The following is a 25,867-nucleotide window of genomic DNA, read 5'->3' on the forward strand; positions in this document are numbered from 1 at the left end:
ATGATGCAGCAGTAGCGTAAGAAAGTGGCGCTAACCCGCATAGAATCTGGCTCGCAGCGTCCGCCTGTCTAATACGGAACAGCGCGAAAGCACCTCTACAGCCCAGCAATTACGCGGCGGCATCAGATAGTATTAGACGGACTTTCACCCCCTCCTCGCCCGTTCTGGGCAACCAAAAATCCCGACTGAACTACGCGACACCGCCGCCCATCTGCTGTGTCTCGATTCCTGATCGTGCCGCCTGATACTGTATATTCAGACAGTATCCGAGCAGGACCATGGGCAGGACCATTTCATCAGAGCCGCGCACCGATATCAGTCTGGAGCGCTGGCATTCGATGCTCAGCGATGTGACTGAGCGGCGGGACATGCCTGGCGTGTTCCGTGACCGCCTGCATCGCCTGGCTGATCAGCTCCTAGCCGCGGGCATCATCGACCCGCTCGAGCGATTCGACATGGGCGAGTTGGTAGATGCAGCCTACGCCCATGAGATCGAGGAGCAGGTCCACCTGTACCGGTATTTCCGAGTCGGGGGTTACTACGATCTGGTTGACGGTAGCGAACTTATAGGCACGTTCCGAGGCGTACGCCTGTATTTCGGCCCGCCCGATGACCGCAGGCCGGCCCAGTTCGATGCGTGGATCACGCACACAGACGCAGGACTGGAGGCGCTGAGCAATCCCCTGCAGCACGTCATCGGCCGCATCGACGGGAAGCGTTACGTGACCGCAGAGGGCGACGAGTTCGAGCTCGTCGAGACAGCTCGAATCATTGAGAGCCGGGACACGGATGCCATCGACGATCCGGACACCTATCGGACGATGTTGGATCTCATCGAGCTAGCCATCGAACAGGGAGACGCCGAGCGCGCCACGGCACTGACGGAACGGGCCAGCGTCTCGATATTCATGCCCTGCCCTGCCTGCGAGGATCGGTTCAGCCGGCGCGAGGACTGCGCGGAATGCGTCGGGATGGGATTCGTGCGCGAGACGCCGGACCGGTTTCGGTGGCGGAGCTAACGACACGCCTCGTTCGCGGCTACCAGCTCCCGGATGTACCCCTTCGCCTGCCGCCGCTCAGCCAGCAACGCGCGGACCTTCACCTCTAGGCTATCTGTCCTGCGCAGGCCTTCCGCTGCCCAGGGCGGGACGGCTACCGGATCAGTCTGGCACGGCACGGCCACTGGCACATCTACGCGCACAATCCGCGGCTCTGGCTCAACAGCCTGGCCAGCGCAGCCCGCCAGCGCAACGACAATCCCCGACAGCAACATGCGGGTCATAGGCCCAGCTCCTGATCGATGATTGACTCCGCTGCGGCGCACGCATCGCCGCCGGTGCGCTCCTGCTGCAACCGGTTCGCCGCCCGGTAGTCCTGCTGGGCCTGATCACGCGCATCGGCCTGCGCCAGCTGGGCAGCCGCCTGCCGCTGGGCCGCGGCCCAGCGCAGGTCTGCCAGCGCCTGGTTCTGCTCGCTCACCTGCACCAGCAGATTGCCGCGCGTTTCCCTGCAAGCCGCCAACTTCCCGAACGTCTCGGTCGCGGCATCGCGCTCGGTCTTGAGGTCGGCCTGCAGCTCCGATAAGCGGTACTGCTGCACCCCGCCGACCAGCGCCACGGCGGCGAGCCACCAAAGCCAGGCCGGAAAAGCTCGGATCAGGCTGGGCATCTGACGGACTCCATGGCGCGGCCATACAGCACGTCCCAGGTATGACGATGCGGCTTGCCTGGGCGCCAGACGCGGAGATACAGATCCCAGGCGGGCCCGACTTGGCCGACCGCAGGCAGCGGCTTCGGATCGGTCCAGAGCAGCAGGCGAGCGAATGCCGCGGCCAGTACGTCATCATGCTCGAGCGCGGCGTATACCTCTGCATCAGTCGGCTGGACGCCGCGTGCCTTGCAGACGGCAATCGCATGGTCACGACTGGAGGTGTGCTGCAGCACGCCGCGCACACCGCCTCCCCTCTCGAACTGCCACCAGCCACGCGCCGGCCCGCCGATCTGCCGGCGATGCTCGAACCGGGATTCCTGCAGGCCGATCGCGAGCATCTCGACCACTGCCGCCTCGCTGTTCATTCGCGCAGGAAGCAGCGCGAGCGCCGGGGCTATAGCCGTCCGGCGCACTTCGTGAAGGTCCATGGTTTTCTCCAGGCATGAAAAAGCCCGCTCAGTGGCGGGCTCTAGGCTTCAGATCAATTGCTATTCGTGCGTCACGACACGAGGCTTGGAGCGACTACATGAACACGACCGAATGTGGACCTGGCGGCAACACGTTGCCCGGCAAGGTCGCTGCGGTCTGTATCCACGTCGTGCCGTCGGAAGCATCGAATGTAAACGCCGAGGACGGGAACACCTGACCATCGATCGAGAGCGAGGAAAAACTCGCAGCGGACAACTCCCCCGCCACCCAGAAATACATCCACCATTGGCTCTGGTCGAAGTAGTCCGTCTCGCACGCGAAGAGCAGGATCTCCCCGTTGCCCCCTTCCACTGCCGGCGCGCCGGGGACGATCGATGCATACGGCGGGTTGAGGCTACCCACCACCGGGTCGCTCTTGTTGAAACCCGCCCACACGTTCCCCGGGGTCGTGCCCTCATCTGGAGGCATAATCGCCGACACCAGCGTAAACCCCGCCCCCACCTGGCGACGAGGAAACCCCGCCACTACGCCGGGCATCATGCCGCCACCGTTTGGCCGATCACGTCCCAGACATCGACGCCCACCCGCTTGAGGGTCACGGTCATGTTGTTGGTCAGCACCAGGGTGCCGCCGCTGGGTGGGTTGAGCGTCACGCCTGCGCCGGCCGCCAGGGTCAGGTCCGCCGCGGCTGCGCGCCGGATAGTGATCTCGGTGTTGTCCGCCCACGCGACCGAAGACTGCGGCGCTACGGTATAGCTGGCAGCGGAGCCGTTCATGAACCGCAGGTATTTGCCGGCGTCCGCCAGAGCCGCGGTGTGCGCCGCCGAATCTCTCGTCGCCACCTCCGCGAACTCGGCGAGCAGCAACCATCCGTTCGGCGTCCAGACGTATCGGCCGGCCGCAGCCGGGAACGGCACCAGGCGCGCCAGATCTCTCGCTGCCGTCATGCTGTGGTCTCTCCGTAGTTGCGGCCGCGGTCGCTCTGCCAGGCCAGGATCGGATAGGGCAAATTCCACAGGTCTCGTGGCGTGACGCGCCATTGTTCATAGCGCAGGTCGATTAGGCCGCCGCGAACTTTGCAATGCTGCACCAGTTCGCTGCAGAACCATTTAGCCGGACTGTGCCACTCACGACTTATGGCCAAGCCCCACAACCCGAGCCAGTCATACTCTGTGTCAATCTGTTCGCGCGCGGCATCGTACGCAGCGGCTTCATCCGGCACCGGAACGTCCTGAATCGCCCACTCACCGTATCGGGTGAAACGCTCGATCGGCGTCTCGACCACGCCGTATTTGCTGGAGGCCTCGATCACGGTCTGGCCATCCTCCATGATGACGCCGCAATGGCTCCACTCGCTGAACATCACAGTTCGCAGGAACCAGCTGCCCAGGTGTGGGCCAGTTGAAAAAATGACTTTCATCGCAGCGCTTCCCCGATCTGATCTGCAGGCGCATCCATGACGCCCTGCTCCACATGCTGAAGGCGGATCAGCACATCCATCGGGACGGTATAGTCAACGATAATGGCGTCCAGCTCTGACTGACTTGATGCCGCCTTGACCTGATCCTCGTACCGCTGGCGACGACCGGTGAGGAAGGCGCTCAGGATCTCGAACTGGCGCGCCTTGACAAGTGTGCGCCGCAGGTATTCCTCACGATGGAGGCCGCGCTCGCGCGCTGCGTCGTCTATCCATGGGGTAGGACTTGACTGATCGGCAACCCAGGCGCGAGATTCCTTGTCCTGGGTGGGCCAGGTGTCCTTTTCAAGCTGCGGGTAGTCGGCGGTCAGCGCGGCCGTAGCGGTTGAATACCGCCCATTATTGGAGGCTATTACCTCCTCTCGGGCCGATTCGAACCTGGTCTGCGCGGTTTCCAGTTTGCTCCAATCGATCATTGTGAAATCTCATCTGAATCTGCGTCGGATGGCAGGTCTACCAGGCCGTCGACCATCACACGGATTGGCTCGGGAAACGCCACGGCGCGCGAAGGGTTCGGGCCATGCGGCAGGCGCAGGGTGAAGTGCAACTCGCCGTCGATACGCTCGACCGGGCCGATTATCCAATCGGAGTCGATTGCCTCGGCCGGCAGCGTGGAGCCATCGGGCAGCGGGCCGAAATCGAACGCAGCGCCGTTGAGCAGCAGAACGTCTCCGGCCAGCGCAACGGCTAGCGCTGTATGATCGCGCTGAGGAACTAGCCTGATGATCATTCGTGCCACCTGCCAATTGCTGTGAAGGTCACGCGGGCGAGACCTGTATATCGAGTGTTTGCCTGATCTACGAACGCCCAACTACAGGCGTGTGTCATGTCGCTGCCAGGAAGGTCAAGGGGCTCCGACGCCAGTAGGTTCGCGGCGGTCCGAGCCGATGCACCTACCGCTGGGTTGTCCGCAAAGGCAGCCGGATATGTCCAGCCCAGCGCCCCATAAGCGCCGGGGCCATAGCTATTTGTCACCTGCAGACTTACGTCGCCAACGTACGTACAAAGTTGCATCCCTCCCGCGTACCGCCAGTATTCGCCGTTTGCGTTGACTCCATGCTCGACCAAAGCACCCGTGGGCATGCCGTCCGCCTCGGATACCTGTCCCACTATGTTGCCACGCCGGTAGTATTCAGGCCCTGGCGTCACGCCTGCTAGGTCCGCCTGCGTGGCGTAGCTGCTCGCCGGTAGCCCGCCCAGCTTATGCGCGTCCACCGCAGTCCCGCCCAGCGGCAGTGCATCGGCCACCTCGAACGGCGAGAACTTCCAGACCAGCAGCTCCGCGCCAGGGACAACGCCCTGCCCGCTGGCCAGCACCACGGTCGCGCCGTCGGTTGCGGTGTAGTCACCAGGCGAGAGGGCGGCGCCGTTGAGGGCGACCATGATCGCGCCTGGGGTGTAGGGGCCGACGTCGAACGAGGTCTGGCCGTTGGCCGTGACAGTTACGGCCGTTGGGGTGACGAACGCCTGCGCCGCCTCCAGCGAGTCGCCGGGGGGCAGCTGTCGGATGCGTCCGCCTGCGAGCACGAGGGGGCGGCGCACGGTCATCAGAGGGTCACCGGATCGCTGTCATCGGTCACCAGCTCGGTTGCCGACTTGGCAGTGCCCACGTACTGGCTGACTTTGTTGGCGTTGAGCGGGTCGGTCTCCACCAGCGGGGTGTCGGTCACGCCGCCGGCAGTGCCCAGGTAGTAGCGCGCGCCCGGAGTCAGGCCGGTGAGCGCGGAGTTAACGCCGTCCAGCGGGTAGACGGTGGCCGCCCCGGCCTCGGCGACGGCCTCGATCACGAACCCATCGGCGCGGCGGCCGTTGCTGTTGTCGGCCAGGCGCACCGAGAAGGTGCCGGCGTCATCATGGAAATTGACGAACTTCCCGGCGCCGAGCGCTTCGGAGGCCGGGGCCGTGACGGTGTCGGCGCCGATGCCGAGCGGCATCAGGGATTCATCCAGGCGGCCGTCCGGGCCGGTGGCGACGATCTTGCCAGCATCGGCCACGCCAGTGGAGGTCGCCAGCGCCTCGATGAGTTTGCGGGCGCCGTTGAGCAGGGTCATGTAGCGTGCAGCCATGGGTCAGTTCTCCAGGTCGATAGGGTCTTGCAGGTTGAGTAGCAGGCGAGTGGCCGAGGTGGCCGAGCCGATCAGGACGCAGTAGCCGTCCGCCGGCGGGATCTGGGTGAGCGCGCCGCTGGCGCCGAGCCACACGCGCCCGGGAGTCCAACTCCAGCCGCTGTCCTCGATCGCGCCGGAGCGCTGCACGTTGACGGCGGCGCCAGCGGTGGCCGCGGTGAGGGTGATGCCGAGCAACAGGTCGATGTGGGCCTCGTCGCGGTAGTCGAGAGGGCGCACCAGGCCGCTCTGCTCGTACACCGCCTGCAGGGCGCTGACGGTGATGCCGGCGAGGCGCTGCAGCGCGCTGCCACCTTCCGGCCCTGGCGGCCCGGGCGGGCCCTGCTCGCCGGCCGCCACCAGCACGCCGGGCACCTCCCCCGCCTCGACCACGAGCACGAACGGCTCGCCGGCGACGAGCAGGTCAGCCATGGGTCACCTCCGGCCGGACGGTGGCTATGCCCTCGGCCCAGCGCTGCACAGTGCCGTCGGCGAACTCGACCTCAAGGTCGTAGCGGCCTTCGGTCCAGGTGAGCGCGGCGGTCTGTGCGGCGGTGAGCGTCAGGGTGATGCGCCCGGTGCCGATCACCAGGCCCCCGGCCTCGGTCGAGAGATCGAGCAGCAGCGCTCCGGCCCTGTCCCGCACCTGCATGCGGGCGCGAGCGCCGGCGAGCTCCACCGGTAGGCGGTAGACCAGGAATCCCCCAGCGGCATTGTTGCCGATGCCGTTGAGGGCGTTGTACTCGACGGTGTCAGCGTCGATGACCTTCGCGACGCGGAACGGCTCGCGCTCCTTGTCGCGGTTGATCACGCCCCAACGACTGACGCCCTCGATCCAGGTCGGCCAATCCCCGGGCAGGCCGTGCCCGGGTACGGTGAGGCGCGCCGGGGCGGTCTGCAGGAAGGCGGCGATTGGCCGATAGGCGAAGTCGGGCTGCATGAGCAGCAGCGGCTTGCTGTAGGTCGCCCCCTGGGCGATGCATAAATCGAGCTTGGCGGGGTGCATGGTCACTCCGAACTCAGAAAGAAATTGGTTGGCGCTCGGTGCGGGCGCAGCTCGATGGATGCGTAGACGCCGCCCTCGAATACCTCCAGTTCCGCCATCCGCACCGTCACGGGCTGGCTTGTGTGAAGGGTACCGACCGGCCCAGCGATCGACGCCGTGGTGCCGGTTTCGTAATCCAGGACGTTGAGTTCCAGGCTTTCGGCCATTTGCGAGAAATCGAGGCTCAGCGCCATGCTTTCCGGCTGAATCGTCAACTCCCAGCCGCGCGGCGTTGACTGCCAAGCAGGAAGGCGGAGCGTTGAGGGGAACCCTGGGGGCAGCGGGTCGCCTTGCGTTGTCACGCTGATCTTGCGAGGGGCGCGCTCGACGTCATAGACAAACCCGGGCGAGCCTGTGCCCACGCCGTAATCCCAGCCCCAGCCTTGCCCTGCAAACGCCACCCAGTCCTCGGGGGAATTGTTCGAGAGGGCCAGGTACGCCGCTACGCCGTTCCACACATAGAGCTGGCCGGGAGCGGCTGGCGTGTCGATGGGGGCAGAGTCGGCGATGACCACACCACCGCCGCCACCTTCGGCGAACTGCTCCAGCAGCCCAGCGGTGATCGAGCAATAGATCAGGCTGCCATCCGGCCAATCCTGCTCGTCGGTCCCCTCCAGGCCGCGCGTGAGCTGCGCCTGCCCTTCGGTAACCGTTGCGCCGACGATCTCCCAGCGGCTGCCATCGGAGATGGTCAGCCGGTACTCGCCATCGGGCAAATCCAGGGCGAGCGCCGTCGCGCCGGCCGCCAGGGTGATATCCCGGCTCCAGTTGTTCACGAAGTTCATTGGTGGTCCTCTAGACCCAGCTGTATTGCCGGGTTCGTTCGTTTCTGGCCAGTTCGCCGGTGACGGGGTTGTAGCTGCCGCGCATGTAGAGCGAAAACGGGGAGTGGAAGAAGCCGCGGTAGTACTGCTCGCCAGGGTTGTCGCCCCGATAGTGTGTTTCAGCCACTGACCAGGTGCTGCCAACTGTCCCGGTGGGACTCACGCAATGGCCGATCGTGATTTGCACTGGCATAGCATCGCTATTTGGCGGGTAGTCGTAGGGCTCCCGGGTGAACGCCAGGCAAGCCAGCTGGTTGCTATATGGCAACAGCCACATCAGCCTGATGTCCTGCTCGCGCAGCCTGTTCTGTCCGCCGTTCGAATAGATGTAGGCGACGCAGGTGTTCACCCCGTGGAGCCCGGGCGGGAAGCAGGTAAATGGCCCGCCGAAGCTCGCGGTGCCGGTAAATACGGACGACTCCGTAACGTCGTCCGGTTGCCCCGATACCTGAACCGTCCTGCGCACCTGCAGCTGTGATCCGTTGGTTTGGATCTCCTCGAGGATCTCGGTCATCTCGATCTGGTCGATGACGACGCCGCTATCGTTCAGCAGCCGGAGCTGCGTGCTCCGCGTGCGCGTCTGCTGCTCGATCACCGTTTGCTGCTGCTCGTCGGTCTGGATCCAGCGCCGCAGAGTGCATTCCTGGACCCGGTCAAACCGCGCTGTTCGAACCGTGTCGCCCTCATACCACGCTGTGACAAGGCCGCTGGTTTGGGTCCAGCGTTCTAGGTAATCGCGGATGATGCCGCCCGGACCGTCATGTTGCTCGCGAACCGGGGCGCCGAGTGCCGACGCGCGGTCCTCAATGACTCGAATGGTCACCGCGTCAGCCGCGTCTTCAACGTCAAGCAGATCGGGACCGATCTCAACCTCGATCAGCCCCGAATAGAACCGGGGCCAGCGGCCATTGACCGTAGCTGGCGGGTTCTCGCTGTAGACCTCCGTGTACGCCGGCGCCCGGGAGTCGGCGATGACAACGACCCCGAGAAGCATGCGGTTTTGCCTGAAGTCGAGCAATTCCAGCTGATGGCTTCCAGGGAACGCATCGTTGACCAGGAATCGCTGAGGGTTGCTGACCGCCGTTGACTGCAGGGCGTAGTAGCTGGGTTGGCCGGCCCCTTGGCCAAGGTCGCTTAGGCTTACGGGGACCGCGAACGCGTACTCGTCCACCCCGATTCGCAGCGAAAGCGTCAGGGTGAGGTTTTCGAGGGTATAGCGAACGAACCATGGCGTTTCCGCGCCAGCCATCAGTAACGGCATCCCGAAAAACTCGGAGGTGCTGTTGTTCAGCCTGGTGCGCAGCCCTCCCCCCCATGTCAGTTGGGTTCCTGCCAGGTTCCCGCCGCGCAGAATCGCCTTGCCCCACCAGGCCCCGCCCAGCGCCTCGATGGCATCCGACTGGATGTCCTCTTTGCCGCTGTCGAACAGGTAGGTGTACGAGCCGCCGTGGTCGCAGCGAAAGCTCCTGCCGTTGGCCAGGGTTACCTCTTGCGTCGCGCCTTCTCGCCGAATAAGCCCATGCCAGGGCCACCCATAGGCGACAATCTCATCGAGACCAGACGGTAGATCGATCATGCAAAGTCCTGTTTTGGCTGGGCAATGTTGAACACCACTGGGTTGCCCTCGGCATCGGTGAAGCGCCAGGTGCGAATCGGGCGGACCTCCCACACCCTGAGCCCATCGCTGGACGTCATGATCTGGTTCGGCCAGTAGTCGCGATCCGGCACCGGGACGCCAGCCTCGAGGCGCGTCTGCTCGGTCAGAGGGCTGGCGATACCTCCCCCGTTTCCGGCTGCAGGAGGCGGAACATAGTTGCCTACGCCCACAGTCGCCGGCAAAGCGCCGACCGGCGGGACGCGCGGCAGAGGCTTCCGCTGCGTGGGCGGATTGGCGAGTCGGTGAAGGTCCTCGGCAACGCTCTGCCCTCGGCGGCTGGCCTCATTGTCCGCCCCGCTTCCCCGGCGATTGGTCTCCATAGCAGCACCTGAATCCCGGCGCGACTTAGCCATCGCATCGCCCGAATCTCGGCGCGACTTTTCCATCGCCGCCCCTGAGTTGCGCCGCTGTTCTGCCAATGTCGCCATGTCAGAGCTCCAGCAAATCGTTGGGAATGCCAACCATGAAGGTGCGCTCGGCTGTCGCCGTCCGCTCATCCCGGTACTCGGCCGGGATGTCCCTCACCGGCACCTTGAATCGCCGCGGGAAATCCTCGGCAGTCAGGTCGTCCTTCAGGTCGTAGTTACCGGAGAACCCGGGCCGCGTATCGTCGTACGGCGGGATAGGCAAGCCGGTTTCTGGATCGTTAAGCCGTCCGCCCAGCTGGGTGGGCAACCCGGTCCTCCCGCCCGTCAGCGTCGGCAGGCTAGTGTCCGGACGAGCTGGCAGAGTGAGCGCATCGCTTGAGCCACCGCCCTGCATGCTTGCAATGCTCAGCGTAGTGATCGCCTCGCCGCTCAGCAGGTCGAGCGAGTGGACGACGCGCCGGCACTTACCGATCGCGCGGGCGCCTTGGTCGGCGATCTCCAGCGTGTGAACCAGATCAATGCCCATCGCCAGCGGCGTCGGCACATCCCAGGACAGCGTCGTTTCGCGGTGCGCGGCTATGATCGCCGTGCGCGCAGCATGTAGCGCTACCTGCCCTGAGGCCTGACGGCGTGACTCGTCAGTGACGTCCTCGGCGCGGCTGCCGCCGTCGTACCGTGCCGCGTCGACCCACTCGTCAGCCTTCGCAGTTTCGACGCTCACGGTGTAGGACGTGCGCTGCACGATGCGCGTGTCCTCCGCCTGGCCGGCAGAGGTGGCCAGTGTCAGCTTGTATGTCTCTGTGACTGTCTGGACCCAGCGGCGAGCGCCGGTGACGTTGATGGACAGCCAGAGATTGTCGAACGTGTTTACCCAGGGATTACCGTCTCCACAGGGGTTGGACATGGACAGCGGCAGCTTGAAACCGCCAACGCCGCCAAGTAGCGTAAGGCCGCCCCCAGTGACGGCATCCTCAATCATCTCGGTGGTAGGCAGATCAGTGGACCAAACCCGCCATTCGCAGAAACCGCTGATGCCGCCGAGCCCGCCGGCGCTCGGATGACTCCAGCCAAACAGTTCGCTCAACTGCCATAGCCGATTGTAGCGATAGCTGTACTCCACCTCGACCCGGTTGATGGTGCTGTCCAGGTCGGATTGCTGCAGCTCGAGCGTCCGGTAAAGCGTGGTGCCGGGGCCGAACACGAAATGGGGCGACGTGGCGAACCAGCTGGTGACCCGAAGCTCGCCGGTAGGCGCGCAATCGAGGCTCACCGGGACCGTGCTCAACCGCTCCATGGCGTAATCCCAATGACTGCGGCCTTCAACTGGCTCGAAGGCATCCTCGGACCAGTAGCCACCGACCAGGGCGTCGATCGCCTCGACCGACATCGCCTCCACCCGCTGTTGGCGCATGTCGCTGCACTCGCACGCCAACACCCGGGTCACCGGGTCCCAGTCGGCCCGGCTGATTTGGCCAGTGAACAGGCGCGCACTCGTCGTCTGCCCTGCCCCGGTGCTGATGAAGTCGATCTCAACCGAGCGCCCTTTCCATTGGGGCGGTGAGACAGGCCCAGCCGCCAGGTAGAGATCGAACCCCGCAATACCGGCGGCTCCCTCTTCCCGGTCAATCTCGATCCGGCCGGTAACCATCGCCGTCACTTCCTCTCCGCCAACCACAAGGCGGGGGCGCCAGACGAATGCCAGGCCACTGACGACATACTCCGGCTCCGGAACGGGCGCCACTGCCTGGGCGAGACTGTTCAGCGGCACGCTGTTGACTGGCGTTCCGTTGATCAGCATCAGACTTCTTCCCAGGCAATGGACCAGCCGTGAACACTCGACTGGCTCTTAGGGGGCCGGGTGGCGAACACCGAGTAAACCGGCAGCCAGCAGGCGCGATACAGCGTGGCGCCAGCGCGCGGCGTCACGGTGAGCAGACCGTCCGTGAAAGTGCTCGGCACCCTCACCCATTGGTCACCTACCAAGGCATCCGCCCAGGGTGCAACGTCCGGGCGAGGCGTGCCGGTCAGCGTGAAGTCAGGCCCGGGGCCGTGAATCGCATTGACCTGGGTGGACCTCAGCTCGAGCGGCTGGCTGTAGTCGAGCCCGTCCAAGCCTGGCGGAATCCAACCTTGACCGCTGATCGAGCCGGCCATGCGCTCCCAATGGGTTAGCTTCACGCCCGCTCCGCCGCTCATGCGCAGCACAGTCGAGCCGCCGATAGGCTCCTCGGTCAATTCCGGGGCGCCAGCGTGCAGCACGATCGGCACGCCGCCGAGCATGATGTGGGTTGTGGGCATTCAGGAAACTCCGGTTCAGCGATGGGTGCGGCCGAATTTGGTAGCGGTGCGCTTGAGGATCTTGTCGAACTGGTCGCCCGGCGCGAGCAGCGAGAAGGACTCGCCGCCCACGTTCAGATCAACCCGCCCCAGGTCGCGGCCAGGTGCCGGCGGCGCGATGCCGGAGACGGTGTCGATCAGGCCGCCATCCGCGAACTTGGGTATCTGCAGGCCGTTGAGTTTGGCCATGAAGTCAGGGCCATAAGCCCGTACCGCAGCGGCGCGCATCACGAACTCGCCGTTGGATAGGCGTGCAAGAATGCTGTCGCTCGTGCCGGTCCCGGGTCCGCGGATGTGGCCGCCGCTCGCAAAACCTGAGACTTCAGGCGCCGCCCCGCCGCCAACCGTCACCGGCAGCTGCAGGACAGGCGCCAATTGAGCGGCCAGGTTCTGAATCGCGGTACGCACGGCTTGGACACTGGCCTCGTCCAGCGCCAGCGAGACATCCATGTTCTTGAGACCTTCGGCGTCTTGCTTGAGCGTGGCGATGCTGACGCCGATCGCAGCAATCTTGTCCTCAGCGCGGGTCTGCTCGATCTCGTTCGCGGCCAGCTCAATGTCGCGGAGCTCGCCGATGAAACCAGCGAAGCCGTAGGTGTTTTCCCCAGCGGCTTGCAGGTCTTGCAGCATCTTGAGTGCAGCCTGGGCCTTCGCCTGGGCACCCTCTACGTCGCCAGCACGCAGCGCATCTCGTGCACCGACCTTAAGCGCCTGTGCCGCGCCATAGGACGCATCCCCGCCGGAGTTCATGCCGGCGAGCGCTTCCTGGTAGCGCTGCTCAATCTTCAGCCGGTCTGCGCGGATCTTTTCGAGGTCGCTTGTGGCCTTTCTTTGCTGCGCAAGCAGTGCTTTCGAAGCCCTATCCGCGTCCTTGAGCTGCTGGTCCTGCAGCCTCTTCAATTCACCAATGTGCTTGCTCCGGGATGCCAATTCTCGCTGCTGCGCCTCTTCGGCCGCAGCCTCCGCCACGTCTCGCAGGAATAGCATTTCGGTGGTGAGACCGGTCTGCTGCTCTAGGAGTTGTTCTCTGTAGGCGCGCCAAGCCGCAAGGCTTTTGTTTATGGCCTCATCACTCATGTAGAGGTCCAAAATGCCGAAGCCGTTGGCTGCCGCTTCTAGGTACTCGATTTCCTTGTTAGCTCTGTCCAGCTCAGTGACGCTGTTTGAAACCCGCGCCGCAACGTATCCAATATCCTGAGCGAACTTAACTGTGCCGGCGCCAGCTTTGATAGCCGCCTCAGCGAGCTTCACCAGGGCAGAAGCGAGCATGGCTAGGTTGTCGCGAATTTGAGGGTCGGAGATCGTCTTGCCTAGTTCAAGGATGGCATTCACCAGCGGCTCGACATCCGCTTCGCCAACAGCCTCATTAATCGATTCTTGAAGCCGGATCATCGAATCACCAACGGTGATGTTCATGCCGTCTACAGCTTTGCCGAGGCTATCAAGCTGGCTGATCAGCGCCGGAATTACCCGTTCCGAATTAAGCTCACCTGCCTCGGCCATTCGAATCATCTCTTGACGCGTAACGCCAAGCCCATCGGCGAGAGCCTGTGCCAGCGCCGGAGCGCCCTGCAGCATTGAATTGAAGGCATCGCCTCGCAGGACGCCGGTCTGCATCGCGCGATTGAACTGATCGATCACCGAGGCCGCGCGCTCACCCTTCGTTGCGCTGGCTACCAACCCCAAGTTGACGGCTTCCGTAAGGTCAAGGACCTGCCTGGATGTAAACCCCGCTTCTTGTAGTGGCTTGAGCGATCCGATAAACAACTCAGCGTTGTTCGCCATGCTGGTGAACGTGCGGGCACTGATGGCGCGCAGCCTGTCCAAACTGTCTTCGTAACCTTGCTGCGTGCCGGTGGCATTCTTGAGGCGGTCTGTCATCTCGACCCATTGATCCGACAGGTTCGCGATGCCTTTTACCGCCCCAGTCAGGGCCGCGACACTGATAAAACCTGCGAGCGCCGCACCAGCCGAGCCAAGCGCCTTATCCATAGAAGAAAGCTGGGCGTTGACCTCATCGAAGGCTTTATTGGATGTGTTTTTACCCTCAATGACAAGCTGCGTCTTAACTTGGCCTGCCATCAACTGAACTCCTTCATCATTTGCTGAAAGCCTTTTTTGTCGGCCTGCGCGGCGCGCGCAGTTATCAACGCAACACGAGCGCGCCCTTTCTCTTCCACATCAATCGCAGCGAGAAACATCTCGACCTGATCGAGGCTGTAATCATGCAAATCAGCCCAGTGATGCCCAGCGCTTATCAGGCGCTGGATGACTGCATCCCACTCAGCGCCCTTACCATGCCTGGCAGGGCTTCGCCGAAAAAACCCGAGTTCTCCTTTACCACGGCAACCATCAATTCAACGGCCTCGGTTGCCGGCAAACGCCACAGCTGCCAGCGATTGAGAGACGTTGTATGGCGAAGCAAGCGCATAAGCTGCTTGCTGTGCTGCGCTGCATAGCGGTTGATGTTCTGCACCGAGGCCGCCCCCAACAACTCAAGAAGGCCGCCCGCTACTTCGCCGTATTGCTCGAAGTGACGTAGCTTTACGGGATAGATGCCAATCTTCTTGCCGGCGACGTCGACGATCTTCGCCTGTGGGAAAAGGCCTTTCAGTTTGCTCATGCCAATCTCCGGGCATAAAAAAACCCGCCGAAGCGGGCTTGTTTCTTTTGATATTCAGCGAAAGAGCGCGCCCATGTTCGGCGCGTCACGACAGGCGTGCTTTGCAATATAGAAACGGGGCGTGTATGGCTCGATCTGAGCCATCTGTCCTTGCTTTGAACCGCTCTGCAACCCTGAGCGTGACGATGCTACGGATCTGATTACACCTGTGCCAGCAGCGCAATCTACGACGAACACCGAGTACTGCTCACCACCATCATTCGCAACTTTCCTTACCGTGATTGCTGCAATTGAGTTTTCAAGAACGCGCCCCAGCTCAAAAAATTGCCCGTCAGCTTCAACAGGTACTTCGATACGAGTCGGCTGGTTCCGAGCGGACGACGCCTGTGTTTCAGCTCTATCCTTGAGGCGCATGTACTCTGGCGCCGCGTTCACAAAGGCGAATATGGTTGCGAACAGAAAGCCAAGGATCATCGCCGCGGGGATGGCTGCAATCGCCCACTTAACCATGAATTTGACCATCGACCAAAAGCGCATATTTACATCAACCACGACCACGGGCTGAGCGCCGGAGTAGTTGAGAATCGCCTCTCTCACCGTAGGAGCCATCCGGGCGAGCTCTGCAGCTCTCGCGTCTACCGTGGCCTTTTCTTTCTCCTGATGCCTGGCATAGCCAGCGTAATTAACGCCGCACTTCGGGCAATCGTCAGGGCTTTGTTGAATCTCAGCCATTGTTGGTTCGTAACCGCACTTCGGGCACTGCATAGGTTCCCTCCCCTGTTGAGGAGGGAAATCTATCACGGCTTTGGCGTCAAAGTGCTGCCGCTCGGCTACTCCACTCGGTCCATCTCGACCATAAAGAACTGCGACAAACCGTCACCGGTGACGCTGGTATCGATCAGCACCTCGCCGGTCACCTCGAGCGCAGCGAACTCGTCACCGATCAGGCCGAGGCCCTGCGCGGCGCCGATCTTCACGCGGTGCGCGGTGACGATGACCTGCTTGCCGGTGTTGGCCTCGTTCAGGCCGGTGAAGATCATCTTGAAAGTCTTTGCGCCGGTCGTGAGCGCCTGGATGGTGGCGCGGTTGTCCGCCTCGGTCACGGAGCCGAACAGAACCATCGCCAGGTTCTCCGGCGACAGGTCATGCAGGGTCATCGAGATCTCGACGTTCTCGATGCGGTTCACCTGGGCATAGGTGCCGCCCCCTGCTGTGCGGTAGTTCGGCAGACGGATGATGTTCTCGTTTACGTTGAAGCTCAGCGCGGAGGCGTTGCCCACGTCGAACGCGGGCGCATTGGCAACGCCCTCTTCTTGAAGGGTGATGATGCCCTTGCCCATGTAGGCGTAGTTGGCCATGCGGGTTTCCTCTTGGCGAAAAAAAAGGGTATTCGGGAAAGGGTGTTGTTATGCCCTTTCTGAATACCCCTCGGTTGGGTAGCTGATCGTGTTGTTAGTCGGTCTCGCGGATAGCTCCGGTCTCCGGCTCCGCGTACAGCTGCAAGATGCTCAAAATCGGTACGCCGTAATCCACCAGCTCGTCCTCGATGGGCTCGACTGCCATGATTTCCCTGGCCAGGAACGGCGCTAGCCGCTTGGTTTCTGGCGGCTTCACTTTGTGCTCAAGGGTGAACATGATCTTGGCGCGGAACATCTCGAAGCTCAGGCCGCGCGCGTTACGGTTCACGTCGCGCAGGTAGCGGTTGATCGACTCGGTCAGTGCGTTGGTGTACCGCTGGGGGATGAACTTGAAGTAGTTGAAAATGTACTCGCCCCAGTTGGTCATCATGGTCGTGACAACCTTCCAGTCCTTCTCTTGCTCGGCAGGGATGCGTTGAAGCCACTCGTCATAGGCTTGCCTAGCTGCATTGTGGGTCTTGCTATTCCAGATGTTGTAGAAGCCTTCCTTGAGGTTGTAGGCGGTGCCTAGCTCGGGGAACTGATCGAACCACGTCTTGATCTTCAGGTGCGCCCAAACGTCCAGGTCACGTCTACGCATCAGCATTAGCTTGCGGTCGCCTTTCAGGGTGCGCTTTTGCGGAACGGTGAGGCCTCGCTTGATCCGCTTTCGTATCTGGTCCATCGCATCGTTGGCGTACTGGACAACGTGGAATTTATCGACGATGACAGTAGCGTTAGGGAACAGCTCTAGCGACACGTCTTTGTACGGGTGGAACATGTCCTGGCAAACGATCTGGACCCTGTCCCGGCCGCGCATGTTGGAGATGTAGTTATGGATCAAGATCTTCTTGCGGTTAGGCAAAACGTCGATGATCGTCCTTTCTTCCAGGTTGATCAGGACGCACCGGTACTCGCCGCCAACAAGCAGTTCGTCAATGCCAAGAACACGCGGAAGCATGGGCCTGTAGCCCGCCTCCTGCTCGGCGCAGTAGTCGCGCAAAGCCCGGCGCACCACCGACTCATCAACGCCTAGATCGCGGGCTACAGCTGAGTTAGTGGTCGTCATGGCCTGCTTGACGATGTGCGCATGGCAGCGCTTCGTCATGCGATGCTTCTCGTCGAAGTCCAGCAAGGCCGGCGAGAACACCTTGCTACACGTCTTGCACTTGTAGCGCCGCCGCATGCCCCAAAGCACCGTGCGCTTTCCTCTGATAGGCAGGTCAACGTACTTGGTCAGCTTCTTCGAGAAGCGGATCGACTGTCCAATAGCACCGCAGGCGGTGCAGAACTCTGGCGCCGGAAACTCCACTTTGACTTGCAGATCGTGTTCATCCTCTAGGAATTCCACGATCTCTACTTTTAGCGGGTGCAGCAAGGATAGCGATGCATTCACGCGTCGTCGCTCGCCTTGCGTATCGCAGCGAGCGCCTTTTCCGCCCAAGATTCAAAGTCGGAATTTATTTCTTGTCCTTCAATAGCGCTCTGGAAAACTTGGCCGATTTCAAACAACTCCTTCAGTGCAGCCAAAAGATCGGGTGCTGCTGAAATCAGTTTTGCATCTTCCTGGCGCTCGCATACAGCAACAAGACGCCGACTGCGACCCTCATCTGCCGGACTAAAGCCAGCGAAGACCATTCGCCGCTCGCGCTTTTCATTTTCGGCTAGCTGCCCTGCTGACCAGCTACGCGTCTGTCTCGTCATTAGGGTGAAGCCCTGAGACCAAGGGCCAGGAGTGTACTTATCCGCTGATTCCTGTTGCTGGCTGTCGTGCATGAGGATATCCCCTAGAGTGTGCGAGGCCCATTATAGCAACACGATATGCCGAAGCTAATATAGATAGGCTTTTGGGCTGCGCTTTGCCTGCAACAACACGAAAAACCGATAACCCAAAAAAAACCCGCTCGCTAGCGGGCTTGGGTTTCTGAATCCGGTCAGTACTTCTCGACGTACCGAATGGTGATTGAGCTGGTGACGCTGCGGGTCGTGCTGCCGTCGGTGTCTGGCTCGTACTCGGCCGACTCTTCGAAGGGCCAGCCATTTTTCAGCGGGCGGACGTGCGGCAGTTGCCCGCTGCCGAGCGTCCGCAGAATGTCGTAGTGCAAAAGCTGCAGGTCTTGGAGCGATGCCGACCGCGGCATGACCCCCTCGATTTCATACCGGGCAGCTCGCGAGACCGTAGTCCCGACCGCCTCCTCCATTTCGTCCTCGGCGATGCGCGCCAGGATGTACGGCATCGGCGCCTTGTCCGGCTTGCGCTCGCCGAACCCGTATACCCGGGCGACATCTGTGTGATATCCGTTTTCGATCCGGATTGCCTCGAGACGCTGCACGATGGCGGCTGATAGCTCGGTTCCTCTGGTCATCGTGCCCCCTTTGCGATCTCGCGCTTTACGCGCTTTTCAAATTCCTGCTGCAGGAAGGTATTGGTCCAGCGCAGCGTCTGGTTAGTAGTGAGCAGGCGGAACCAGTAGGCGGCACTTGGCCCGATCGCCGATTGTCGCAGCGCCCACTTCGCAGAGCCCCGCGCGCCCCTGGCTTGCTTTCCCTGGGTGCTCCAAGGCAGCTTCTGGTTGCTGGCCGGGTTCACGAAACCGGCGGCCACCTTTCGCCCGTTCGGCCCACGCACCCAGATGCGCGCGCGGGTTGGGCTGATCTCGTCATAGCCCCAGCTCTGGTAATTCAGCACCAGGATGCCGGAGCTAGAGGGGATGATTCGTGCCTCCATCCGGCGGGTGTTGGCTCGCTTGACCCTGAGCGCAGACCGAAGACGGGCGCCTTTGATGGAGCCACGCATCGGCTGGATGTAGCGGGTCGTTCGGGTCTTGGTGACCGTCGTGTTCAATGCGCCCCGCAGGACCGGTTCAACCTTGCGGTTGACCTCTTCCAGGCGCCGGGCCGCCAGTTCGACTCCGACCGCTCTGACGTTGACATGCATCAGATACGCTCCAGCCAAAGGCCTCGCACCACGCCATCGTCGGTGTCCTGGGCGTAACTGGTAACGATATACTGCGCCTTCCCGATCTGTAGCCGGTCGTCGACCTGCACACGGCCGGTCTCAATCAGCGCCACTTCGGCCCGGGTGCGATAGTCGGTGACCTGCCCAAGTTCATCGCGGTACGGCGCTTCATGGATCAGGTGAACCCGGCACTGCAACGGCACGCCGTCGCGCGGCCTGTATTCGCAGCACTGCCCGACCATCTCGGTGCAAGTCAACGTCAGCTCGGCTCGTGCGCCAGTGACGTCCCTCGCACTGTCGATGTAAAGTAAGCGGTCCCCAGCGCGCAAGTAGCGGCCGGCCTGCAGCCGCGCATCCCACCAGGCGCGCACTTCGACTTTCCCTGGGTTGCGTAGACCCGTTGGCGCTGCTACGTCGCCAGAGTCTTTCGCGCGAAGCCCGATCCAGAGCCAGTCGAGTACGACCGGGCAGAGGTCTGGGCTCAGCTCCAACAGGTCTGCCGGCGTATCCAGTCGTCCCGCTCTCATACCCCAAGCCCTACGCGGTAAAAGTGGAGCATGTTCTCGGCCTTCGGGATCTTGGTGTACGAGACCCCGGTCAGCGATTCTTCCCGGTTTGCATACAGTTCCGCGGCAATGATGAGAATGGCCAGGCGGACACCACTGGGCACATCCACGTCTGCGCCGTGGCAGTCTCGCCAGGGAATCGGGCGGTTGATGAACTGGCTGGCGTAGTCGATAGCCGCGTCCAGCTTCATTTGAAGATCGGCATCCTCATGCCCATGCCGAATGCGCAGGTGCGTTTTGAGGTCTGCGAGTGTCGGCATAGGCATGGGATAGGTCCTTACTTGTCGCTTGCGGGTTTGGTCTTGGTTTCGGGCTTCTCCGCAGTGGCCAGGCCGCTCGCAATGAGCGCTTCTCCATGGCGGCGCGCCACTTTGTAGCTGGGGCCACCGCGGCGCCGGATCTGTCCCGCGTCGTGATAGGAGCGCAGCGGGAAGATCTCAATTTCCTGCGGGCTCGCTACAGGCTTGGCGCCGTCATCCGGCTTAGCTGCCGGCTTCGACGCCCTGGGTTTATCAGAGGTGGTCATAACCTGCTCCCTTCAGTTGGGCGCCCTGTTCGGGCGCCGAGGGTTGAAGATCAGCCGCCAGCAGCTGCGGTGAGCGGACCGGTAACGAAGGCCTCGGGGCGATACACGGCGAAGGCCAAGCGCTCTTCGGCGCGGATGGTCACCATGTTGTTCTCGAAGTCTTTGTCGTTCTCGGTGGAGACCAGGATCTCGATCTCCATGCGGTCGAAGATCTGTGCGCCGAGGCGGAACGCGCCGGTCAGGAACTCGTCCTGCTGCATCGCCTGGGTCGACACCACCGGACGATTCCACAGGCGGGCCGCGGTGCCCTCCTGCGGCTGGCCGACGATGTAACGACCTTCCGCGTCCTTGGTCAGCTCGATGGCAGCCCAGTCGATCGGGTTCAGCACGATGCCGTCGGCCGGGAACTCGGACAGCTCAGCCTGCAGCAGAGCCAGACGCAGGCGGTCGATACGCTGCTCGCCGGTCACCACGATGCCGCCGGGCGCCGCGTAGGTTTCCGCCAAAGTCATCAGGCCTTGCAGGTTCGCGCCGGTACCGTTGCCGTACAGCAGCTGGGCCTCTTCCACGGTAAGCAGGCCGTAACGGGCGCGGGCGTCGATGTAGCTCTGCAGTGCAGCGGCGTCATCAAGGATCTGACGGCTCGCCTTGAACAGGTGCGCCAGCGTGCGAACCGGCGCGTTGACCAGCTCGAAGGTGATGTCGGAGTACGGCTTGGCGCCGCCCTCGGCCACCGCCGCGGCGTTGTTGGTGAAGCCCGTCTCGCGGACGTACTCGACCGCGTTGCTGTCGGTGGTGCCGGGGGCGATCAGGTCGCGGATTGTCAGGCGGCGCTCCGGCGGCATGATGATCTCCTGGCGGCGATCGGGAGCTACGAGCGAGCCGCCCGAAGCCGGCACGGAGGTGATAGCGGCGCGCGGAACGGCCACGCGGCGCGAGCCACGGAAGGACGAATTCACGCCCTGCATCGCTTCGGCGCTGGTTACCAGCTCGCCGGCCGACTTCTGGCGCTCTTCGCGGCTACGGTCGCTGCTCGCATTCACCAGCTTCTGCTCGGCTTCCTGCAGGCGGGCCTGCAGCTCGCCCTGCTTGCTGAGCATCTCGTCGACCTTGGCGCGGGTCTCCGCGTGCATCTCGCCGGTGCGGGCGATTTCTTTCTGGCTGGCTTCAGCCTGGGCTTTGATCTGATCGCCGATCTGCTTCAGGTTGGCGTTCAGCTCGTTGTACTGCTTTTCGAAGTCGCTCATTGCGATACTCCTTGTAGGGATTTGAGGATTGCGGTCGCCTCGGACAAGGAGGCGGATAGGTCAGGGGCGACAGCATTCCGCGTGTCGGTCAGGACGGCGCACGGCGCATCCCCGCCGGCAGCGCGAGGCGTACCGGACTTGAAGTTGGCGAAGAGTTCGCGGCGCTCCGAACGCGGCATGCCGGCCTTGGCCAGGGCTACGTCCATCGCCTTGAGGGCATTGTTCTGGCGGGTTTCTTCGGTTTCGCGCTCTGTTACCTCGTCTGCGGACAGCAGACCGGTGGCAAGACCAAGCTCGACAGCACGCTTCCCGCGGATGAACGTCTCGTCATCCATCATTTCAGCCATGTCAGCGACCGCCTGGCCGCTGGTTTCGGCGTAAAGGTCAGCCATGGCCGCATCGAACTCTTCCATGTCGTCAGCAACGTCGCGGAGGTAGTGACGGTTGCCGCCGAGCACGGTCCAGCAGTTGTGGATCATGAGGAACGCACTGCTCGCCACCTGGCGGTCGGCGCCGGCCAGGTAGATCACAGAGGCAGCGCTGGCGGCCATGCCGAGCACCTTGGTGGTGACCTTTTGGCTGTGCTCACGCAGGCGGTTATAGATGGCGATGCCTTCGAACATGTCGCCGCCAGGGGAGTTGATGTAAACCGTCACCGGCTTGTCGCCAATCGAGCGAAGCGCGGCATCGATGCGGGCGACAGTCACACCGGTTCCGTACCAGTCCTCACCGATCACCCCGTAGATGGTGATGGTGTCGGAGGTGTTTTCTACCGCCGCCTGAATGGAAGGATTCCATTTCTCGAGCGCACGAGGGCTCAGCTCGCTGCTAAGGCCGCGAGACTGGATTTTCAGCTTCATGGGTTATTCCTTTGCGGTATCGGCAGTACGCCAGTTCTGCAGGGCGGCGCGTGCGGCTTGGCCGTCGCTGGACTGCCCCAGTGCGTCGAGTGGTGCGAGGTTGGTTTGAGCGGTGAGCACGTCGGCATTGCCACCGCGGCGTGGAAGGTTCTCCCTAACGCGGCAGTCGTCGCGGGTGTAGATGCCGTTCTGAACCATCGTGCTGTAGAACGACGCACGCGCCGCGCTATCTGCCCGGAGCAGCCCTTCGAGCGCAAACTCGGCGTAATGGGTGGTTCGCTCAGCGGGTGACAACAGTTGCTTCAGCACTGCTTTCTCAATCCTGCGCAGCCACGTGCTGAGCGAGAACGTCAGAAATCCGATGACCTGCTGTTCAAGACCCGAACCCCAACTGGTGTTCTTCTCCGTGTGGCCTACCATCCAGGGCGGAACGCGGAAGAAGCGGCATACCTCTTCCACGCTCCAGCTTCGGGTCTCGAGCAATTGCGCGTCGGCCGGGTTGATGCCGATCGACTCCGGCGTCACGCCCGCCTCGAGCACTGGAGACTTGCCGGCGTTCATGGCGCCGCTGACGGTTTCCACGTATTTGCGGAACTCATCGCGCTGTTCCGGCTTTAGTACGCGTTCAACTTTGAAGGCGACCGTTGGCATCATGCCGTTCTTGAAAGTGCCGTTCGCTGCATCGTCTGCTGACATCGCCGAGCCGATGATGTCGGCGCCATAGCTGATCGGAGAAAGCCCGATCCGCCCGTCCAGAGAGAAGGCGGGGATGTGCAGCACATCGCTCGCGCGGAGTTCACGCTCCCCATCGCTAAAGCTATAGAAGTACCGGATGACCCCATTGTCAGTGACTAGGCGCATCCGGTGCGGGAGCAGGAACGACAGCGCGATCACTCGCGGCCCTGAACGGTGGATCTGGGCGAACGCATTGCCGCGCAGTAGCATGCTGGCAAGCATGGCTTCCCAGAACTGGACCGGACTCATGTGCTCGTTCGGCGAGATGGACAACACGCTGTAAAGCGGGTGATCAGTGTCAGCTGCGCGGCTCCCGTCCGGCATCCGTCGATAGAGCCCGAGCGGGAGCGTGGCGATCGTCTCAGCGATCAGCCGCACGCAAGCCCAGACGGCGGAAACGCGCATGGCGGTGTCGACGCTAACGCTCTTGCCGGAGCTCGACTGACCCCCGAGAAACTGGCCCCAAAAGGTTCCGTCAGAAAGGCGAATCGTCTTCCCTAGCCAGCCGCCCAGACTTGCCGAGGGCTTTGCCGCGGAGCGCGACAGGGCGTGCAGCAGAGGCTTACTCATTAGTGATACCCCTGCGAATGAATCCGGCGACACAGAACATAGAACACGCGCCCGCGATAAGCGCCCAGGCAGTGCCCGCGAGCATCCAAACGCCCGCGCACAGCAGGCCGAAGCCTGCCAGCGACGCCAGCAGAAATGCAGTCAATGCGCTCATGCGATCAGTGGATTCCGTATTGCGTTCATGAAGTCGTCGTCGTCCGGTTCTTCGGACTCGACGGATGACACGCCGATGGCCATCAGTAGCGCCGCCATGTCATCGATCTTGTCGGCGCTTCGCTTTTTGTCTGGCGCCATGTTCAGGTTGTCGTCACGCCGCGCGATCAGATTCGAAGCGCACCAGTTCAGGATCTGGTCGCCGCCATGTGCGAGCCTTCCGGATATGTACGCTCGCTCGAGCGCCTGCATCGCCGGGTGGTAGGAGCGCGGCCCTTGGATGAACTCGACCATTGGCAACTCAGCCTCAACCAGGCGGTTGACCAGGTCGCTCGCGTTCCAGCGGTCATAGGCGATCAGCTGGACGTTGAAGTCTTCGCATACCGTCCGGACGTCTCGCTCAATGACCGCGTAGTCGGTGACGTTGCCTTCGGTCTGCTTGAGCAATCCTGACTCGACCCACGACTGGTACGGGACTGTTCCGCGCTCGGTCCGGTACGCAACCGCGCTTTCCGGAGCCCAGCGCCAGCCGTAGGTGTAGTAGGTGCCATCAACCAGCCAAACCAGGCGGAACGAACAAAGGTCTGCAGTGCTCGCCAGGTCGAGACCGCCCCAGCAGGGGTAACCGCGGAGCCATTCGAGGTCTACCTCGCCGCTGCACGCCTGCCACTTGGTCAGATCGACCCAGCCGTCCGCGGTCGAAGCCGGCCGGTTGAGTCGTTTGATCCGGAACTCAGCCAGTTTCGACGGCATCTGCTTGGCTTCGACCGCCTCTTTGCGGATGGCCGCCATCAGATGCGGGTTCACATCCATCAACGGGTTGGCCTTGATCCAAACCGTTTCGTCAAACTCTTCGTCAGCCTGGATACCAGCCGCCTTGTCCTCTTCGTCAACGGCATAGAAGACGACTAGGAAATGGTCGGCCGTATTTTCGAACAGGCCCGCAAGCAGCTTCTTGGCGAACATCCTCAGCTCTGCCCATGGCCCCGGGTTGGTGTAGCCCTCGGTGGTCGTGTAGAGCCAAAGCGGGTTGCTTCGCGCACCGGCCGCGGACGTCAGTACGTTCAGTAGGTCCGCGCTTTTGTGAGCATGGATCTCATCCAGGCCGACATGGGACGGGTTCAGACCGTCTTGGGTAGAGGCTTTGGCATGAATCGGCTTGAACGTCGCCCCAGTCTCGGCACGGCTGATCGCCTTCGCCCATACCTCGAGCCCGAACGCATCGCGAAGGTCCGCAGTCTTCTCGACCATCCGCTTTGCTGTGTTGAAAATGATCGATGCCTGCGGAAACGTCGTCGCAGCACTGATGACTTGGGCGCCCTCTTCCGGCTCACAGCATTCGCAATAGAGCAGGATCGCGGAGGCCAGGGTCGACTTCGCGTTCTTCCGAGCAACCGCAAAGAGCGCCGAGGTGAACCGGCGCGGCCGAAAGTAGCCCCAGCCCTCAACGTGTTCGCCTTCACGCTTCCGGAACCCGAACAGCTGCACGACGAAGAATATGTGCGACGGATGCATCACGATTTCAGGCGTGACCCACTTACCTTCAACGTGTGGCAGCTTCTCGATGAAGTCGCAGGGATCATTGGCGTGCCAGGGGTCGAATATGAACGGGCAGTCCTTGCGCTTGGCCCGCTTCAGGTCATCTAGAAACCGCTGCGCCGCCTGGCGAATCAGCTTGCCGTGTTTCTTGCGCTTCTTGTCGGCGATCGCACCCTTGGCGTAGTCCGTCGCGATCTTTACGTAGTCGCGACCATTCGCCATTGCTATGCCTTTTGCGGTTTGCCGTTTGCTGAGAACTTGTTGCCGGCCGGCTTATCGCCGCCTGACGCCACCTTTCGCCGACTCGCCGGCGTCATTCCGAACTCGGAGAACAGCGCCTTGAGCGCCGTGTCCTCGGCAGCGGTCATCTCCATCCCCGCCTTAGCTTTCATCCGGAAGCGTTGCCATGAGAAGCAGAGCTGTTCGAGCGAGAACAGATCGACAACCTGGAGCACACGCGCTGCCACCAACTGAGGGCCAAGGCGGTTCCACATATCGGCGCCATCCGGGTTCAGATGGATAGGCGGCTCGGGGAAATCTTCAATCAGGTCATACTCTGGCGCGTCCGGCACTTCTCGATCCGGGCGGCTGGTGCCTTGCAGGACCTTGAGGTGCGGAGCGGTCGGCTTGCGTGCCATCTCGCTACCTCAAATTTTCAAATGTGAATTTTGACGGTGTGAAAATTTGGCTCCCCCCGTCGTTCGGGCATCCAATTCAGCCAGACTTTCAACCCACCCTCC

The 25,867-nt window shown here is 62.4% G+C and carries 35 protein-coding genes; 1 reads left to right on the top strand and 34 read right to left on the bottom strand.

The features are described from left to right. The first annotated feature begins 278 nt into the window (after positions 1-278). Complete coding sequence (locus DN824_RS20470; RefSeq protein WP_138410205.1) at positions 279-1,019, top strand: hypothetical protein; 741 nt, start codon at positions 279-281, stop codon at positions 1,017-1,019. Here DN824_RS20470 and DN824_RS22765 read toward each other — a convergent pair. The 34 genes from DN824_RS22765 to DN824_RS20635 all read right to left on the bottom strand — a co-directional run bounded on the left by DN824_RS22765 (position 1,016) and on the right by DN824_RS20635 (position 25,765). After that, positions 1,016-1,273: a hypothetical protein gene (locus DN824_RS22765; protein WP_138410237.1), complete on the bottom strand. Its 258-nt coding sequence runs from the start codon at positions 1,271-1,273 to the stop codon at positions 1,016-1,018. The genes DN824_RS20470 and DN824_RS22765 overlap by 4 nt on opposite strands. A 5-nt stretch (positions 1,274-1,278) precedes the next feature. After that, complete coding sequence (locus DN824_RS20480; protein WP_138410206.1) at positions 1,279-1,668, bottom strand: hypothetical protein; 390 nt, start codon at positions 1,666-1,668, stop codon at positions 1,279-1,281. Then, complete coding sequence (locus tag DN824_RS20485) at positions 1,656-2,138, bottom strand: hypothetical protein (protein ID WP_138410207.1); 483 nt, start codon at positions 2,136-2,138, stop codon at positions 1,656-1,658. Before DN824_RS20485 ends, DN824_RS20480 begins: the two co-directional genes overlap by 13 nt. Before the next feature lie 94 nt (positions 2,139-2,232). Then, positions 2,233-2,679: a hypothetical protein gene (locus DN824_RS20490; RefSeq protein ID WP_138410208.1), complete on the bottom strand. Its 447-nt coding sequence runs from the start codon at positions 2,677-2,679 to the stop codon at positions 2,233-2,235. Further along, on the bottom strand, positions 2,676-3,086 hold the full coding sequence (locus DN824_RS20495; RefSeq protein ID WP_138410209.1) for a hypothetical protein: 411 nt from the start codon (positions 3,084-3,086) through the stop codon (positions 2,676-2,678). The genes DN824_RS20490 and DN824_RS20495 overlap by 4 nt, the downstream gene beginning before the upstream one ends. After that, complete coding sequence (locus DN824_RS20500; protein ID WP_138410210.1) at positions 3,083-3,559, bottom strand: YiiX/YebB-like N1pC/P60 family cysteine hydrolase; 477 nt, start codon at positions 3,557-3,559, stop codon at positions 3,083-3,085. The genes DN824_RS20495 and DN824_RS20500 overlap by 4 nt, the downstream gene beginning before the upstream one ends. Beyond that, on the bottom strand, positions 3,556-4,032 hold the full coding sequence (locus tag DN824_RS20505) for a hypothetical protein (protein WP_138410211.1): 477 nt from the start codon (positions 4,030-4,032) through the stop codon (positions 3,556-3,558). Before DN824_RS20505 ends, DN824_RS20500 begins: the two co-directional genes overlap by 4 nt. Continuing rightward, the gene (locus DN824_RS20510) at positions 4,029-4,346 is read right to left on the bottom strand and encodes a hypothetical protein (RefSeq protein WP_138410212.1); all 318 of its coding nucleotides are present in this window, start codon (positions 4,344-4,346) and stop codon (positions 4,029-4,031) included. The genes DN824_RS20505 and DN824_RS20510 overlap by 4 nt, the downstream gene beginning before the upstream one ends. Continuing rightward, complete coding sequence (locus DN824_RS20515) at positions 4,343-5,164, bottom strand: hypothetical protein (protein ID WP_138410213.1); 822 nt, start codon at positions 5,162-5,164, stop codon at positions 4,343-4,345. Before DN824_RS20515 ends, DN824_RS20510 begins: the two co-directional genes overlap by 4 nt. Beyond that, positions 5,164-5,682 (bottom strand): hypothetical protein, encoded by a 519-nt coding sequence (locus tag DN824_RS20520; protein WP_138410214.1) that lies wholly within the window; start codon positions 5,680-5,682, stop codon positions 5,164-5,166. The genes DN824_RS20515 and DN824_RS20520 overlap by 1 nt, the downstream gene beginning before the upstream one ends. Positions 5,683-5,685: 3 nt before the next feature. Then, positions 5,686-6,153, bottom strand: a complete 468-nt coding sequence (locus tag DN824_RS20525; protein WP_138410215.1) for a hypothetical protein — start codon at positions 6,151-6,153, stop codon at positions 5,686-5,688. Further along, positions 6,146-6,727: a hypothetical protein gene (locus DN824_RS20530; RefSeq protein ID WP_138410216.1), complete on the bottom strand. Its 582-nt coding sequence runs from the start codon at positions 6,725-6,727 to the stop codon at positions 6,146-6,148. Before DN824_RS20530 ends, DN824_RS20525 begins: the two co-directional genes overlap by 8 nt. 2 nt (positions 6,728-6,729) lie before the next feature. After that, on the bottom strand, positions 6,730-7,551 hold the full coding sequence (locus DN824_RS20535; protein ID WP_138410217.1) for a hypothetical protein: 822 nt from the start codon (positions 7,549-7,551) through the stop codon (positions 6,730-6,732). 10 nt (positions 7,552-7,561) lie between these two features. Beyond that, positions 7,562-9,166 (bottom strand): hypothetical protein, encoded by a 1,605-nt coding sequence (locus tag DN824_RS20540; RefSeq protein WP_138410218.1) that lies wholly within the window; start codon positions 9,164-9,166, stop codon positions 7,562-7,564. Then, positions 9,163-9,675, bottom strand: coding sequence for a hypothetical protein (locus DN824_RS20545; RefSeq protein WP_138410219.1), 513 nt, complete (start codon positions 9,673-9,675; stop codon positions 9,163-9,165). The genes DN824_RS20540 and DN824_RS20545 overlap by 4 nt, the downstream gene beginning before the upstream one ends. Before the next feature lies 1 nt (position 9,676). Further along, positions 9,677-11,413 carry a hypothetical protein gene (locus DN824_RS20550; protein WP_241666747.1) on the bottom strand — a complete coding sequence of 579 codons (1,737 nt, stop codon included), beginning with the start codon at positions 11,411-11,413 and terminating at the stop codon, positions 9,677-9,679. Further along, positions 11,413-11,913: a hypothetical protein gene (locus tag DN824_RS20555; RefSeq protein WP_138410220.1), complete on the bottom strand. Its 501-nt coding sequence runs from the start codon at positions 11,911-11,913 to the stop codon at positions 11,413-11,415. Before DN824_RS20555 ends, DN824_RS20550 begins: the two co-directional genes overlap by 1 nt. Before the next feature lie 15 nt (positions 11,914-11,928). Continuing rightward, positions 11,929-14,034 (bottom strand): tape measure protein, encoded by a 2,106-nt coding sequence (locus DN824_RS20560; RefSeq protein ID WP_138410221.1) that lies wholly within the window; start codon positions 14,032-14,034, stop codon positions 11,929-11,931. Next, positions 14,034-14,183 carry a hypothetical protein gene (locus DN824_RS22520; protein ID WP_158295403.1) on the bottom strand — a complete coding sequence of 50 codons (150 nt, stop codon included), beginning with the start codon at positions 14,181-14,183 and terminating at the stop codon, positions 14,034-14,036. Before DN824_RS22520 ends, DN824_RS20560 begins: the two co-directional genes overlap by 1 nt. 26 nt (positions 14,184-14,209) lie before the next feature. Continuing rightward, positions 14,210-14,575 (bottom strand): hypothetical protein, encoded by a 366-nt coding sequence (locus tag DN824_RS20565; RefSeq protein WP_138410222.1) that lies wholly within the window; start codon positions 14,573-14,575, stop codon positions 14,210-14,212. A 54-nt stretch (positions 14,576-14,629) separates the two neighbouring features. Beyond that, positions 14,630-15,307, bottom strand: a complete 678-nt coding sequence (locus tag DN824_RS20570) for a hypothetical protein (protein ID WP_138410223.1) — start codon at positions 15,305-15,307, stop codon at positions 14,630-14,632. 98 nt (positions 15,308-15,405) lie between these two features. Then, positions 15,406-15,933, bottom strand: a complete 528-nt coding sequence (locus DN824_RS20575; RefSeq protein ID WP_138410224.1) for a hypothetical protein — start codon at positions 15,931-15,933, stop codon at positions 15,406-15,408. 94 nt (positions 15,934-16,027) lie between these two features. Next, on the bottom strand, positions 16,028-17,368 hold the full coding sequence (locus DN824_RS20580) for an ISL3 family transposase (RefSeq protein ID WP_138410225.1): 1,341 nt from the start codon (positions 17,366-17,368) through the stop codon (positions 16,028-16,030). After that, complete coding sequence (locus DN824_RS20585) at positions 17,365-17,748, bottom strand: hypothetical protein (protein ID WP_138410226.1); 384 nt, start codon at positions 17,746-17,748, stop codon at positions 17,365-17,367. The genes DN824_RS20580 and DN824_RS20585 overlap by 4 nt, the downstream gene beginning before the upstream one ends. 158 nt (positions 17,749-17,906) lie before the next feature. Next, entirely contained in the window at positions 17,907-18,338 is a 432-nt protein-coding gene (locus DN824_RS20590; RefSeq protein WP_138410227.1) for a hypothetical protein, read from the bottom strand. Then, the gene (locus tag DN824_RS20595) at positions 18,335-18,910 is read right to left on the bottom strand and encodes a hypothetical protein (protein WP_138410228.1); all 576 of its coding nucleotides are present in this window, start codon (positions 18,908-18,910) and stop codon (positions 18,335-18,337) included. Before DN824_RS20595 ends, DN824_RS20590 begins: the two co-directional genes overlap by 4 nt. Then, positions 18,910-19,302 carry a hypothetical protein gene (locus DN824_RS20600; RefSeq protein WP_241666748.1) on the bottom strand — a complete coding sequence of 131 codons (393 nt, stop codon included), beginning with the start codon at positions 19,300-19,302 and terminating at the stop codon, positions 18,910-18,912. The genes DN824_RS20595 and DN824_RS20600 overlap by 1 nt, the downstream gene beginning before the upstream one ends. A gap of 152 nt (positions 19,303-19,454) precedes the next feature. Then, the gene (locus tag DN824_RS20605) at positions 19,455-19,763 is read right to left on the bottom strand and encodes a head-tail connector protein (protein ID WP_138410230.1); all 309 of its coding nucleotides are present in this window, start codon (positions 19,761-19,763) and stop codon (positions 19,455-19,457) included. Between the two features lie 11 nt (positions 19,764-19,774). Further along, positions 19,775-20,023, bottom strand: coding sequence for a hypothetical protein (locus tag DN824_RS20610; protein WP_138410231.1), 249 nt, complete (start codon positions 20,021-20,023; stop codon positions 19,775-19,777). A 50-nt stretch (positions 20,024-20,073) separates the two neighbouring features. Then, complete coding sequence (locus tag DN824_RS20615) at positions 20,074-21,270, bottom strand: phage major capsid protein (RefSeq protein WP_138410232.1); 1,197 nt, start codon at positions 21,268-21,270, stop codon at positions 20,074-20,076. Next, on the bottom strand, positions 21,267-22,130 hold the full coding sequence (locus DN824_RS20620) for a head maturation protease, ClpP-related (protein ID WP_138410233.1): 864 nt from the start codon (positions 22,128-22,130) through the stop codon (positions 21,267-21,269). The genes DN824_RS20615 and DN824_RS20620 overlap by 4 nt, the downstream gene beginning before the upstream one ends. Before the next feature lie 3 nt (positions 22,131-22,133). Further along, positions 22,134-23,435: a phage portal protein gene (locus DN824_RS20625; RefSeq protein WP_138410234.1), complete on the bottom strand. Its 1,302-nt coding sequence runs from the start codon at positions 23,433-23,435 to the stop codon at positions 22,134-22,136. A gap of 150 nt (positions 23,436-23,585) precedes the next feature. Continuing rightward, positions 23,586-25,349, bottom strand: coding sequence for a terminase large subunit (locus DN824_RS20630; protein ID WP_138410235.1), 1,764 nt, complete (start codon positions 25,347-25,349; stop codon positions 23,586-23,588). Positions 25,350-25,351: 2 nt separating this feature from the next. Then, positions 25,352-25,765 carry a P27 family phage terminase small subunit gene (locus DN824_RS20635; protein ID WP_138410236.1) on the bottom strand — a complete coding sequence of 138 codons (414 nt, stop codon included), beginning with the start codon at positions 25,763-25,765 and terminating at the stop codon, positions 25,352-25,354. Positions 25,766-25,867 lie beyond the last annotated feature (102 nt).

This window comes from Stutzerimonas nosocomialis (assembly GCF_005876855.1).
GTDB classification, from domain to species: Bacteria; Pseudomonadota; Gammaproteobacteria; order Pseudomonadales; family Pseudomonadaceae; genus Stutzerimonas; species Stutzerimonas nosocomialis.

Bases quoted from the DNA above. Each gene is read 5' to 3' on its own strand.
- DN824_RS20585 (WP_138410226.1), bottom strand. From the start codon at position 17,748: ATGCACGACAGCCAGCAACAGGAATCAGCGGATAAGTACACTCCTGGC.
- DN824_RS20605 (WP_138410230.1), bottom strand. From the start codon at position 19,763: ATGCCTATGCCGACACTCGCAGACCTCAAAACGCACCTGCGCATTCGG.
- DN824_RS20495 (WP_138410209.1), bottom strand. From the start codon at position 3,086: ATGACGGCAGCGAGAGATCTGGCGCGCCTGGTGCCGTTCCCGGCTGCG.
- DN824_RS20565 (WP_138410222.1), bottom strand. From the start codon at position 14,575: ATGAGCAAACTGAAAGGCCTTTTCCCACAGGCGAAGATCGTCGACGTC.
- DN824_RS22765 (WP_138410237.1), bottom strand. From the start codon at position 1,273: ATGTTGCTGTCGGGGATTGTCGTTGCGCTGGCGGGCTGCGCTGGCCAG.
- DN824_RS20575 (WP_138410224.1), bottom strand. From the start codon at position 15,933: ATGGCCAACTACGCCTACATGGGCAAGGGCATCATCACCCTTCAAGAA.
- DN824_RS20490 (WP_138410208.1), bottom strand. From the start codon at position 2,679: ATGATGCCCGGCGTAGTGGCGGGGTTTCCTCGTCGCCAGGTGGGGGCG.
- DN824_RS20625 (WP_138410234.1), bottom strand. From the start codon at position 23,435: ATGAGTAAGCCTCTGCTGCACGCCCTGTCGCGCTCCGCGGCAAAGCCC.
- DN824_RS20540 (WP_138410218.1), bottom strand. From the start codon at position 9,166: ATGATCGATCTACCGTCTGGTCTCGATGAGATTGTCGCCTATGGGTGG.
- DN824_RS20520 (WP_138410214.1), bottom strand. From the start codon at position 5,682: ATGGCTGCACGCTACATGACCCTGCTCAACGGCGCCCGCAAACTCATC.
- DN824_RS20505 (WP_138410211.1), bottom strand. From the start codon at position 4,032: ATGATCGATTGGAGCAAACTGGAAACCGCGCAGACCAGGTTCGAATCG.
- DN824_RS20500 (WP_138410210.1), bottom strand. From the start codon at position 3,559: ATGAAAGTCATTTTTTCAACTGGCCCACACCTGGGCAGCTGGTTCCTG.
- DN824_RS20530 (WP_138410216.1), bottom strand. From the start codon at position 6,727: ATGCACCCCGCCAAGCTCGATTTATGCATCGCCCAGGGGGCGACCTAC.
- DN824_RS20525 (WP_138410215.1), bottom strand. From the start codon at position 6,153: ATGGCTGACCTGCTCGTCGCCGGCGAGCCGTTCGTGCTCGTGGTCGAG.
- DN824_RS20555 (WP_138410220.1), bottom strand. From the start codon at position 11,913: ATGCCCACAACCCACATCATGCTCGGCGGCGTGCCGATCGTGCTGCAC.
- DN824_RS20620 (WP_138410233.1), bottom strand. From the start codon at position 22,130: ATGAAGCTGAAAATCCAGTCTCGCGGCCTTAGCAGCGAGCTGAGCCCT.
- DN824_RS20610 (WP_138410231.1), bottom strand. From the start codon at position 20,023: ATGACCACCTCTGATAAACCCAGGGCGTCGAAGCCGGCAGCTAAGCCG.
- DN824_RS20535 (WP_138410217.1), bottom strand. From the start codon at position 7,551: ATGAACTTCGTGAACAACTGGAGCCGGGATATCACCCTGGCGGCCGGC.
- DN824_RS20515 (WP_138410213.1), bottom strand. From the start codon at position 5,164: ATGACCGTGCGCCGCCCCCTCGTGCTCGCAGGCGGACGCATCCGACAG.
- DN824_RS20570 (WP_138410223.1), bottom strand. From the start codon at position 15,307: ATGGCTGAGATTCAACAAAGCCCTGACGATTGCCCGAAGTGCGGCGTT.
- DN824_RS20630 (WP_138410235.1), bottom strand. From the start codon at position 25,349: ATGGCGAATGGTCGCGACTACGTAAAGATCGCGACGGACTACGCCAAG.
- DN824_RS20550 (WP_241666747.1), bottom strand. From the start codon at position 11,413: ATGCTGATCAACGGAACGCCAGTCAACAGCGTGCCGCTGAACAGTCTC.
- DN824_RS20485 (WP_138410207.1), bottom strand. From the start codon at position 2,138: ATGGACCTTCACGAAGTGCGCCGGACGGCTATAGCCCCGGCGCTCGCG.
- DN824_RS20510 (WP_138410212.1), bottom strand. From the start codon at position 4,346: ATGATCATCAGGCTAGTTCCTCAGCGCGATCATACAGCGCTAGCCGTT.
- DN824_RS20635 (WP_138410236.1), bottom strand. From the start codon at position 25,765: ATGGCACGCAAGCCGACCGCTCCGCACCTCAAGGTCCTGCAAGGCACC.
- DN824_RS20470 (WP_138410205.1), top strand. From the start codon at position 279: ATGGGCAGGACCATTTCATCAGAGCCGCGCACCGATATCAGTCTGGAG.
- DN824_RS20545 (WP_138410219.1), bottom strand. From the start codon at position 9,675: ATGGCGACATTGGCAGAACAGCGGCGCAACTCAGGGGCGGCGATGGAA.
- DN824_RS20595 (WP_138410228.1), bottom strand. From the start codon at position 18,910: ATGCATGTCAACGTCAGAGCGGTCGGAGTCGAACTGGCGGCCCGGCGC.
- DN824_RS20615 (WP_138410232.1), bottom strand. From the start codon at position 21,270: ATGAGCGACTTCGAAAAGCAGTACAACGAGCTGAACGCCAACCTGAAG.
- DN824_RS20480 (WP_138410206.1), bottom strand. From the start codon at position 1,668: ATGCCCAGCCTGATCCGAGCTTTTCCGGCCTGGCTTTGGTGGCTCGCC.
- DN824_RS20560 (WP_138410221.1), bottom strand. From the start codon at position 14,034: ATGGCAGGCCAAGTTAAGACGCAGCTTGTCATTGAGGGTAAAAACACA.
- DN824_RS20590 (WP_138410227.1), bottom strand. From the start codon at position 18,338: ATGACCAGAGGAACCGAGCTATCAGCCGCCATCGTGCAGCGTCTCGAG.